Genomic DNA, 12,749 nt, shown 5'->3' with positions numbered 1-12,749 from the left:
ATCATTTTATTATTAATATTACATTGGAACGTATAAATTTTCAAAAATTAATGAAAAGTAAAAATTTTTAATTATAAAAAGTAAAAGTATAGTAAGATTCATCGTTGAATATGTCTTCAACGTCTGTTTATTTAAATAAAAGTTTTATAAAAAGAAATAACTAAAATTTATAGTAGGATATTGATCATAATTTTATAACATACGATAAATCTAGATATGCGACAAAAACAGTTTTTAACTAAAAGGAACAAAAATTTTTACAAATTTAATCTGATAGAGCTTTTAAAATTTTGTTATACGACTAAGGTAATATATCCTAAAATTTATCAAAATTTTGTTATCATTAAGTATTAAAAATTAAGTTTTTAATAAGTTACTGATTAAAACCATGAAAATTGAATGTATTACACTATATGATCTATGCTTTCAAAATTTAAAGATCTATCTAAATAATAACTCTTATTTTTTTGTTTTATTTTAGAATTATAAATATTAATTTCATTGATACTCTATAAAAAATAAAATGCTTTATTTATTTACAAATAAAAATTACGTTTAAGAACTAGAAATCTATTTTTCTATAAAAAATTAAGATAGGGATATCTATATTTTAGCTAACAGATAAATACTTCATAGGTATATAATAATAGTATTACCCTTTTTTAAAAGAAAAATAATACTTTTCAATTAAATCAGTTAGTTTTATAAAGATATTCTACACGTTACGAAATTATTATTAATGTCATCTCGACATAATAGAAAAAGCTTTTACTACTTAGAAGGATTTAATATAAAAAATTAATAAAATATATTTTTTAAAGGAAAGATCTGCTATTATTTTCTATATTAGATTAGAGTTTATAATAGAGCATCTTGTTAAGATTTATTAGGTATTTATTTTTATGAAAAAAATAGGCATTTTTTTTGGTAGTGATACCGGAAACACCGAAAATATTGCTATGATAATCCAGAAGCAACTAGGTACTAGTATTGCTAATGTTTTTGATATTGCTAAAAGCAGCAAAGAAGATCTAGAACAATATGATCGTCTGATATTAGGTACCCCAACCTGGTATTATGGTGAAGCACAGTGTGATTGGGATGATTTTTTTTCTACACTGAAAGAGATTAATTTTAATAAAAAGATTGTTGCATTATTTGGGTGTGGTGATCAGGAAGACTATGCAGAGTATTTCTGCGATGCAATGGGTATATTACGAGATATTATTAAACCAAACGGTGCTAAGTTAGTTGGATATTGGCCCACCACTGGATATCATTTTAAGACATCGCAAGGACTTGTTGATGATTATCAGTTTGTTGGTCTAGCTATTGACGAAGATCGACAGCCAGAGCTAACTGCTAAACGTGTTAGCACTTGGGTTAAACAAGTAACCATAGAAATGAATTTAGATTAAATAGTTCATACTTTCCTTATGTACTACTTATTTAAGTAAGTAGTATAATATAAATCTATATTTTTGTTTCTTTTTAAATCTCATAAAAGATAATAAGATTTATGAATATAAAATAAATGGTTAAATGTATTATATAACATATATAACAACTTCGAAAGGCTATATTTTCTAGAAAACAGAAAATATATATTATTTGTAATAGTAGGAATTAATGTTATGTGATCTTATCTAATAGATAAACCCTTTATAAATAGGTGCTTCTTAGTTTTACTATGCGATTAAATACTGGATGCGTACTAGTGAAATCGTGACTATCAGCACAAAAATAACCTTCTCTTTCAAACTGAAAGGGTCCTTTGATATTATCTGTTAAAACACCTGCTTCGACAAAACCCTTACGGATAACCAACGAATTAGGATTTAGCTTAGAAAGAAAATCTTCTGTCATCGCTGGGTTAGGATCGATAAATAATCGATCATATAGACGAAATTCTGCTTTAAAGCTACGAGTGGCTGATACCCAGTGGATTACACCTTTCACCTTACGTCCATCTGCTGGATTTTTATTTAAAGTATCAGGATCGTGACGGCAAAAAATTGTAGTGATTTTTCCTTTATTATCTTTTTCTATACGTTCAGCATTAATTACAAATGCATTTCGTAAGCGCACTTCTTTACCTAATATCAAACGTTTATACCCCTTATTTGCTTCTTCTTTAAAATCGGCACGATCGATATAAATTTCTCTACTGAATGCTACATGACGAGTTCCCATGTTAGGCTTATTGGGATGATTTAGCATTACAATATCCTGTTCATACCCCTTAGGTAGACTTTCGATGACTACCTTAACAGGATCAATAACAGCCATAATGCGACAAGCGCGATCATTTAAATCTTCTCGTATACAAGCTTCCAATACAGCCATCTCAATATTGTTATCCTGTTTTGTCACACCGATTCGGCGGCAAAATTCACGAATTGAAGCCGCTGTATAGCCGCGTCGTCGTAAACCTGAAATAGTAGGCATGCGTGGATCATCCCATCCTTCAACAATTTTCTCCATAACCAAAAGATTTAGTTTTCGCTTAGACATAACAGTATATTCAAGATTAAGTCGGGAAAATTCATACTGCCTAGGATGTACGTCGATCGTGATATTATCTAGTATCCAATCATATAATCGACGATTATCCTGAAATTCTAATGTACAAAGCGAATGAGTAATACCTTCTAATGCATCGGAGATACAGTGAGTAAAATCATACATTGGATAAATACACCACTTATTTCCAATTTGATAGTGATCAGTGAATTTAATTCGATACAAAACTGGGTCACGCATTATCATAAATGGTGAGGCCATATCAATTTTTGCTCGTAAGCAGGCGCTGCCTTCAGAAAATTCACCTTGGCGCATTCTAGCAAATAATATCCGATTTTCTTCTACACTTTGATTCCGGTAAGGACTATTTTTGCCTGGACATGTCAAAGTACCACGATAATCTCGGATTTTATCTGGTGATAGTTTGTCAACATAGGCTAGACCTTTATCAATTAACTCAAGTGCATAGTCATACAATTTTTCAAAATAATCGGAAGAATAGTGAATATCACCACTCCAATTAAAACCAAGCCACTGCAAATCATGTTTAATAGAATTAACATATTCAATATTTTCTTTAACCGGATTTGTATCATCGAAACGTAAGTTACATTTACCCTGATAATCTTGAGCAATTCCAAAATTAAGGCAAATCGATTTAACATGACCGATATGTAAATATCCATTTGGCTCTGGCGGGAAACGAGTATGTATCGATGTATGTATTCCTGAAGCTAGATCATTATCAATAATTTGACGAATGAAATTTGTTTGGCGTGCTTCAATCTCACTCATATTACTAATCCTCTACGCAATAGCATAATGTTTATTATACTCATATTTTAATATGTTATGCTATTACACAGATATTTGTTAAATAAGCTTTTATTGCTGAAATAAAAATATATGTTTGATATCTTTTATTATAGTGATATTATTAAAAGACAAAACTATCTATAAAATAACGTTATTAAATTCATATAAGTAATTAAATACAATATTGAGTTTTTTCATTCCAAATCGGAGATAAATATGATAGCAAAAAGAAAAAGTTAAACTTAATAACCTATTAGAGTAATATAGAGGTTTTGACAAAAAATCAAAGTAGGTATTGTAGCCGCTGTTATCTTATCGCAAAAAACAGATATCTTTTTTTATTTATACAAAATAAAAGCTATTTTTAACCTATTACCGCAGTTATCTTTATCATAATAGTTAGCGTAACATTCTTAAATATTACTTAATATAATAAATTATTCATTGAATATATATTAATATTAAATAGGATAAATAAAATTATAGGATTAGTTAATCTTATGTAATATATATTATATTATTTCATAATATATATTATGGATCTTTTCTATTAATGTATACATATAGGTAATTATATGCATTTATTCTAGAGTTATTATTTTTTCAAAGTAAAAATCATGATAAATATTGATTACTTTAATAAAAGTAGACCAGCTTGTTATCCATAAATTTTATAAATGAAATATTATAAATATGATAACTTATATGTTGAAACAAAAATATCACCAATAAATCGATAAAATAGTTTGATATCTAATAATCTCTATATCCTTATTCTATCCGTCGGGTTTAATTTATTTATATATTTTATCGTTAAGAGATAAATAAGCTATCTATTCAGTATTTCATATATGAAATGAAGGTATACGATTTCATCTGCATTGTTTCAGAGTGTTTTTAAAAATTTTCTATATCTAAGTTTCGTTAGATACGTTAGATAAATTTGGAAGCTATAATTAAGATTTACTATTAAATAGATTTATATTATTAGGAAGATCTATAAAATTTAAATAAAATCTGTAATATAATTTACCAATTTAAACTTATGGTATTTAATGTTATGATTAACTTTATTTCAATTGTATATATCTAGTATGATAAAAAATCAAAATAATAGTTATTAAATTGATCTTTTAAGAGGGTAATATTGAAATATTAAGTATTTATCTCTAATAAACTAATATACACTCTTTGAATCTTTCATATGTATAATTATATTAACACTAATAAATCTATTTCTATCTAGAATATCACAGCAAATATCTCATTCAAAAAGATCATCTATTCTAGATGTAGAGAGATATGCTAATCTATATAGGGTATAACATGTTATAATGAAAATCTCACCTATAAAAATCGAGATAGTATTCTACTAAGATCTTATAAGTAAGATAATTCATTGGAAAAATTAATAAACCCATTAATCTCATTATTAAACGTACGCATTTTAGTGTATTTATAACCGACTATAAGAATGCTTGATTAATGTTTTTATATTTGTCAAATAATTTGCTATTAGTATACTTCTAACTGACAACACTAATACGTGGCAATAGACTTTCTTAAAAGTTTCATTGCTGTAGTAATTTGAAACTATCTCTTAGTTTATTAATGTAGACAGTTTATTACCTAGTTAGGATTGTTAAACACTACTTGTTATTTTCCTTTTTGCTTCGGCTAAGAATTAGCTACTTTATGATTAAATTTTTTATTAAATACTAGGAATAAAAAATAACTATTATTTTTTATTTAAACATAAAGCATAACAAAAGATATATCATATAACATATTGAAAATTAATTAACTTAAATAGTCTGTCTGAATAGATTAGGCAATCTATCAGCGTTAATGTAAGATTAACGAAAAAAGTTGACTGATTTTTTTTAATTCCGCATAATATGCTTTAAATATTTTTTAAATATCTGTTAGATAGAAGATTTGGCATGTAGTTAAATTTATTATAGTACTTATAAATTCTAATGCTAGAATTAGAATTTATGGTTTAGTTAGTAATTATTGTACTTTACGGGAGTGGCGAAATTGGTAGACGCACCAGATTTAGGTTCTGGCGCCGTAAGGTTTGCGAGTTCAAGTCTCGCCTCCCGTACTATTATTCAGCCAATAAGTAATGGGGTATAGCCAAGCGGCAAGGCAGCGGGTTTTGATCCCGCCATACCCAGGTTCGAATCCTGGTACCCCAGATAAAATTATCTGGGTAAATCCCAATTTAGTAGTTTAATAAAATATGGCTACGTAGCTCAGCTGGTTAGAGCACAGCACTCATAATGCTGAGGTCACAGGTTCGATTCCTGTCGTAGCTATTATATTTTTTTTGGGGTATAGCCAAGCGGTAAGGCACCGGATTCTGATTCCGGCATACCCAGGTTCGAATCCTGGTACCCCAGCTATATAAACTCTACAATAAAAAGACAATTAAAAAGTTTATTTCTTATTAGATATTAATAACATTAATATCAAATCATCTTAGGTAAGGTTAAACAAAAATATAATCTAGCTAAAAATTGCCAACTCATTTCTATAATGATAGATAATAAATTATTTCTGTTACTTATTTATTCTCTCAATAGTTGTTGTTTATTTGATATAATTTGTTATTTTTATAATCCTCTTAACATTTACTATCGTAAAAATTTATTTATGAAGACCTAATGAAATAGCAGCTTTGCTAACATCAAAATTAGCAAATACCTTACTCTTATTGAAGTTATAAACCTATGCTTTTTAAGACTATTACTTTGATTAACGAGATAAAATTATATTTTCAGTAAAAAATATGATACTCAGTGTTTAAAATTGCTCACAAGTAATAATCAAAGCTTCCGCCAATGCATCGGAATCAAGAAAACTAAGATGAGCTTTTAATCGACTAAATATTGATTTTATATATAAAACTTTTATTTAAATAAACTCTAGTGGTACATAGCTACTAACGTAGTGGCGAATAAAAAGAACAATACTATTAATATGAGATAAGGTTTCAATTATGCTATCACGGGTAGATCGAGTTTCTAAAACTAACGCATGCATATTGCACCAGTTTACTATACTAGCAATATTAAATGTATATAGAATAATAAAAAAGTTTACGGTCCAGAAAGATGAAATTTCTAACAGATTATTTCTTTTTATTATCTACCTTTTTGCTAAGCATTAGGCAAAATTTTCTAATGTTACTAGATATTGATTATAATGCTTATATATAACATGTTTAGGAAATCATATTATTGATTTAACTAAAACTCTATTAGTAATAATACCAACATTATCAAGCGTTAACTACTAAAAATCGTTATTTTTAGTACATAATAGCAAGTAATATAGAGTATATGTAGCATTAAAAAACTTTGATCTGTAAAGATTTTTATAAGACCTATTCAATATATAGCCTGAAAGTTCTGCTTGGGTTAGCGATCACACTTAAATTACTCACACTACGTTTCTGTTATCTATAACTACCTCATAACATGATCTCATAATATGTCTAGTTTTATTTAGAACTAAGCTATTATTTTTTAGTTTCTAGTCAATATATCGAAAAAATAATTCTTACTTTTCTTTCGATTATTTAATAATTTTTAATTACTAGTAGTCTGATAGTTAAAAACTTTATCTCTGTATTATAAAATTATAGTAAAACGTTTCATTAGCTAAGGTGCTAATGTATTCTTAAAAAAAATTAACTGAAATTGATTATCAGTGTTATCGATTCTATAGCATCATAGGAAAGTAAAATATCTGAATATCTAAATATCTAATATCAAAGAAAATCGATATTTTTATAACTATACATTACAGTAGTAATAAACTTAGTATATATATCAAAATTTGATAAAATAGAACGATTTTCATTATTTCTATTATATCCAATATATCTGAGATGAAAAAAAGTGAGTTCTTAATTGAAGCTAATCCTATTTGAGATAGTTAAAGTTTGTATGTTAGATTATGTGTAAATTCAATCTATCTGGAGAAAACATTAATATCTATCTTAGTATTAATTATAGAAATAGTATTTATATTTTTCAGAACTAATATGGATTATTTCAGTAGAAATTATTTTTACTATATCATTAGTTCCCATATCGAATTAGCGATGATGTTATTAGTATCTACCTTAATACCTAAGAACTATTCAGTTTTGTTAATCTATTAGAATAATAGATACACGAAGTTTTCTCAAAAAAATAAATTATTTTTTCATAAATTCCATCTTCATGATTGTTTTTAATTAAAAACTAAAAATTTTAGTAAACGATGAAATTTATAGTAACAGTAAATTTTAATTATAACTTTTATATTTATATACCTTATATATCTAAGAAGATTTTTAAAATAGCAGATGTAGAGAGTAAAAGAAAATATATATTTTATATCTTTTAGAAAGATATCATCAATAAAACAATATAGCTTTTCTTATTTATAAGGACTGAATTAGAACATATTATAGTGGATGATACTGTTTAAAAAACTAGAGATATATAACAATATTAAAATAACCGGATTATTAATTTTTAAAGGTATAATATCGATGAATAATATAGTTATAAAGTTTAGTGTTAGTTCTTAAATTTATTAATTTAATATATAAAAGTGCTTGATAAAACCTCAAAAGGGAATATGTTGTTTTTAACTACTCAATAAATATCTTAATCAAAAACTATATTAAACCGTATAAAATCAATCAGGCATAAAAATATACACGCTTTAATAAAAAATTATTTTTCTTACTTCATCTCAAGTGAAGTAAGAAAAAATTTTCTAGTAGTACTAATTATTTATAAATAAATTAGAGCATAAAGAAATTCGTAGTGTTATCTTTTTATTTGTCTTTCTAATTAAAATTAGCAATAAATTAATTTTTAATATTTGATTATTTAAGTACGATGTTCTTTTTATATAATAGGATTTTAACGAGTGAAAAACTAATTTAGTATTATATCTTTTATTATTTTTGACGAAAAATAAAATCCAGATATCGAGTAGATGAATATATTAATAACTTTTACTATCTTTAATTCAGAATTGATCATCGCTAGTAATGTTACTTAGATAGATATATGTTCAATTAAAAAATTGAGTTGATTAATACAACATAAATGTTATCTAAAAAATAAAATAAATTAATTTAATTTCTTGTATAAAAATATATATTATAGATATCAATAATATATATTGAAATAATCGACTAAAAATATCTTAAAGATAAATAAAAAACAAAGTATTAATATTATAAAATATTATAATAATATTATTACTATAAGTAACTATATTTAATTATTCTTAAGAGAACTTAATGTATGAGCGATGTAATACTTAATTTACAGATAGCTTGCGACGAAACACGATACCTACCTGATAAAGATGATTTTTTGCGTTGGCTTCGGGAAGTTCTGCCACGATTTCGCGATTATTCAGAAGTTACTATTCGTTTAGTAGATGAGGCGGAAAGCCACGAACTTAATATAATATATAGTGGAAAAAATAGACCCACAAATATACTTTCTTTTCCTCTAGAGTTAGCATTGGAAGTAAAATTGTCACTCATAGGAGATCTGGTAATCTGTTGTCAAGTTATAGAACGCGAAGCGCAGCAACAGGGAAAAACGCTAGAAGCACATTGGGCTCATATAGTTATTCATGGTTCACTGCATCTATTAGGGTATGATCATATATTGAATAAGGAAGCTCTGGAAATGGAATTGTTAGAAACTAAGATAATGCAAAAACTTGGTTATCCAGATCCTTATCTTTCGGAAAAATAGGAATAATATTTACAGAATTATTATAAAATCTTTTATTAACTAATATTATGAATAATAATGAGTTATGCAGCAAAAATAATTGAAGAAATAAAAAATGGTTAATTTAATATTAAATTAACCATTTTATGGTAAACAAAAAAACTATGAGAAGCTTATCAAGCTAATTAATAATTATAAATAAGATAAATTTTTTCGATCTTATCACCTAAGATATTTATAAAGCATTATAAATATAATAGAATAAAAGAACTCGAGATAATATTATCTTACATTAATAAATTTTATTTTTAATCAAACATTTAATTATTAAAAAACGCCTAAACTTTATTATTTTCAATATCGAGAAAATTCTATATCTAATATTATTATCTTAATAGATAAGAAAGGCTACTACATACTGAAGGAGTATCTACATTAAAGCTACTATATAGCTATATTAAAGATTTTAATAAACTTATTAATATCTATTTTAGTAATTAAGAAATAAATCTGATTAGATTTTTTATTATACAAACTTTTTCCACTTGCTATAATATTAATGAGTTTATCAATATTGATGCTAAATTTTAAAATATCTATATATGCAAATATACATTAAAATCCTTAAAGATTTATTATATCTTATCACGGATGATTAATTTCCATGATCAATACTTCACTGTTTACACAACAGTGGTTCCGTATACTACTAGCGCTCGTTACCGGCGCCTGTGGTACTATTGCATTTTCTCCTTACAATTTTTGGCCTTCAGCTATTATTTCGCTAGGTGGTTTGCTTTTAGTTACTCTAAATCGTAACGTTTTGCAAGCTAGCTGTCTTGGTTTTTTCTGGGGTTTTAGCTTATTCGGCACTGGCATTAATTGGATCTATGTTAGTATCGCTCAGTTCAGTGGTTTACCAGATATATTCAATGTGATACTAGTAATAATACTCATTACCTACCTAGCACTGTATCCTATGTTGTTTTCCATCCTACTAATAGTGCTCTGGCCACGTGTAAACTTTTGTCGATTAGTACTCGGAGCACCAGTGTTATTATTAGTTACCGAATTTTTACGCAGTCGGATACTAACAGGCTTTCCCTGGTTAGAATTTGGCTATAGCCAGATAGACGGTCCATTGAAAGGTATAGCGCCGTTATTGGGTGTACAAGCGATTACATTCATATTAATGGTAATAAGCGGGCTGTCAGTCTATGCAATAGAAAAAAGGCGACTTTTACCTGCTGTTGCTGTATTGACAATTTTAGTGTTGCTATATCCTCTATATTCGCTGCATTGGTACGAGCCTCAACCAGAGCGAGCTATTGACGTTACATTAGTGCAAGGTAATATTGCTCAATCAATAAAATGGGAAGCGAAACAAGTGATATCGACATTAGATATTTACTTACAGCATACCCTAAAAGCTATTGGTAAATCGAAGATAGTTATCTGGCCAGAATCAGCTATACCAGAAAATGAGATGCTCCAAAACGATTTCTTAACCAAACTTGATAAACAGTTAAAAAAAGGAAATACCAGATTAGTTACTGGTATTATTGATGCACGACCTACTATTAACGGTTATCACTACTATAATAGTATTATAGTATTAGGCGAATCTATACCCTATCGATATCCCTCTAAAAATCGATATAATAAACATCACTTAGTACCATTTGGTGAAATCATACCATGTTCAAGTTTATTTCGGTTACTATCGTCTCTATTCAATTTTCCAATATTCTCACTTAGTCAAGGAGATTATTTACAACCGCAACTACGGGTAGCTAATATGAATCTTACTGCTACTATCTGTTATGAAATTATCTTGGGTAGTCAAGTACGAGATAATTTTCACTCTAATACCGACTTCTTATTAACAATATTAAACGATGCTTGGTTTGGGCATTCTATTGGTCCTTGGCAACATTTTCAAATGGCACGTATGCGCTCATTGGAGCTAGGACGACCTCTACTACATAGTAGTAATAACGGTATTACAGCAGTTATTGATGCTACTGGAATGCCACAGGCGCAATTACCACAATTTAAATGTGATGTACTAAATATTCGCGTGATCCCAACAAAAGGAATGACTCCTTATGCCCGCGTTGGATCTTGGCCACTATGGATTTTTACAATACTCGTCGGAGTTAGTGCACTAGTTTTTGATCACTTTAAACAAATAAAATTCTTAATTTAATAAGGTTTATTATTCAATAAGTTATTACTGAATTACTCGATTAATATATATGCTAGGTATTTTTTATTTGTCGTTTTCGACATATAACAAAAGTTATTAGAGTGTTATTTTTTAATAAGCATATTATGAATCTCATTCTATAAAAAATCAAGATACTACTATCAAATTACGGAGATAATAATTGCTTATAATTGCCTATAAAGATTAACTAATCTAGTATGTAAAAATTTTTTCCAGATATCATTTTATTTCAACTTGATCTGAGCGTATCCGATTGAATTTTTTGTAATTACTGTAGAATATAATAATATGTATGTAATTTGATTAAAACTACATAAAATTGTATATGTGCCATATAATATATTGGTTATCTGAGTGATATAATTTAATTACCAAATGTTATAAATATTTTTAATAATATATCAACATATATAAAACAGCAAATAGCAAAAATTAATGATTTTATCGATTTAGGCAAAAAATGCTATTTTGATTCAAATCTTCATAAGAAGTATCTTATAATAAGCAAAATAATAAGAAAATATAAAAATTTTCATCATAAATATCATGATAACTATTTATATATCTTAAAACTAATTAAATGGTGATTTTTTCATAATAGATAATGCAATGGCATATAGCTAATATTCCAAATTATGTAAATCTAAGCAGTAGATATTATCGAAACGCTATAGATAAAAACTTATCACTTTATATTATTATATAAATAAGGTAAAAATTTAAAATCTAAATAGATAAATAATATAATCAATAGATTAATCAACTAATCTGTTAAAAGATATAAATATATAATAATTATGTTATATAACACGTTTAAACCTTATTAAAATATATTTAATAATAGAACTCAACTTATTCAAGTTAACTATAATTAAATTTTATAGTTATTATTTCTGTGTTATTTTAAATCTGTTAAGTTAGATCATTTTCTTTTTTTCTTACTATTTAGTATTTTAAAACTCCACTTAGTTATTTATAACGGTATTAGGATCTAATATATAAAATTATTTCATAATATCCAACTGAATAATTCAGATGAGTATATAGATTCAATCCAAAAATTATTGACATTTTCCATAGCAAGCTTACTTAAATAATTCTTTAGATATTACTATTAATTCTGAATTTTATCAATGCTATACCTAGAATTATTCATCACCCAACTCATTCTCTATAAGAATATTAAATGCTACTAACATAAAAGAAATTATGCTAGTCTAGCATAGCTATGCTTCCATATTAAGATAATCATTATTATTCTAATAATGATTTTTAAGATATTAAAAATTAATAAACTATTACTTTTCTTGATTATTAGTCTAAGTTAGAATTTTATTCTAAGAAATATAATTACAAACTATTCTACTTATACTTATAAGTTTTTAATACAGCTACACTTGATATATTTTTATCAATTT

4 protein-coding genes and 4 tRNA genes are annotated in these 12,749 nt (G+C 26.5%); 7 read left to right on the top strand and 1 reads right to left on the bottom strand.

All coding sequences use genetic code 11. The annotated features are described in order from the left end of the window. The first annotated feature begins 902 nt into the window (after window positions 1-902). Window positions 903-1,418, top strand: coding sequence for a flavodoxin FldA (fldA, locus tag FVIR_RS02520; protein ID WP_067498582.1), 516 nt, complete (start codon window positions 903-905; stop codon window positions 1,416-1,418). Window positions 1,419-1,662: 244 nt separating this feature from the next. Here the strand turns inward: fldA and glnS are convergent, their stop codons facing one another. Continuing rightward, window positions 1,663-3,318 carry a glutamine--tRNA ligase gene (gene glnS / locus FVIR_RS02515; protein ID WP_067498579.1) on the bottom strand — a complete coding sequence of 552 codons (1,656 nt, stop codon included), beginning with the start codon at window positions 3,316-3,318 and terminating at the stop codon, window positions 1,663-1,665. A 2,046-nt stretch (window positions 3,319-5,364) separates the two neighbouring features. Between glnS and FVIR_RS02510 the strand changes: the two genes are divergently transcribed. From FVIR_RS02510 to lnt, 6 genes are all read left to right on the top strand, one after another. Next, window positions 5,365-5,446 (top strand) — tRNA-Leu (locus FVIR_RS02510). A 22-nt stretch (window positions 5,447-5,468) separates the two neighbouring features. Next, window positions 5,469-5,540: transfer RNA gene (locus tag FVIR_RS02505), tRNA-Gln, on the top strand. A 46-nt stretch (window positions 5,541-5,586) separates the two neighbouring features. Further along, a tRNA-Met gene (locus tag FVIR_RS02500) sits at window positions 5,587-5,660 on the top strand. Between the two features lie 12 nt (window positions 5,661-5,672). Next, window positions 5,673-5,744: transfer RNA gene (locus tag FVIR_RS02495), tRNA-Gln, on the top strand. A gap of 2,913 nt (window positions 5,745-8,657) precedes the next feature. Beyond that, window positions 8,658-9,122, top strand: coding sequence for an rRNA maturation RNase YbeY (gene ybeY / locus FVIR_RS02490; RefSeq protein ID WP_067498576.1), 465 nt, complete (start codon window positions 8,658-8,660; stop codon window positions 9,120-9,122). A 646-nt stretch (window positions 9,123-9,768) separates the two neighbouring features. Further along, entirely contained in the window at window positions 9,769-11,310 is a 1,542-nt protein-coding gene (gene lnt / locus FVIR_RS02485; protein ID WP_320408710.1) for an apolipoprotein N-acyltransferase, read from the top strand. The last annotated feature ends 1,439 nt before the right edge of the window (window positions 11,311-12,749 follow it).

This window comes from Candidatus Gullanella endobia, assembly GCF_900048035.1.
Taxonomy (GTDB): domain Bacteria; phylum Pseudomonadota; class Gammaproteobacteria; order Enterobacterales; family Enterobacteriaceae; genus Gullanella; species Gullanella endobia.
The sequence above is the reverse complement of the archived record's forward strand: the minus strand, read 5'-3'. Positions and strand labels throughout refer to the sequence as shown.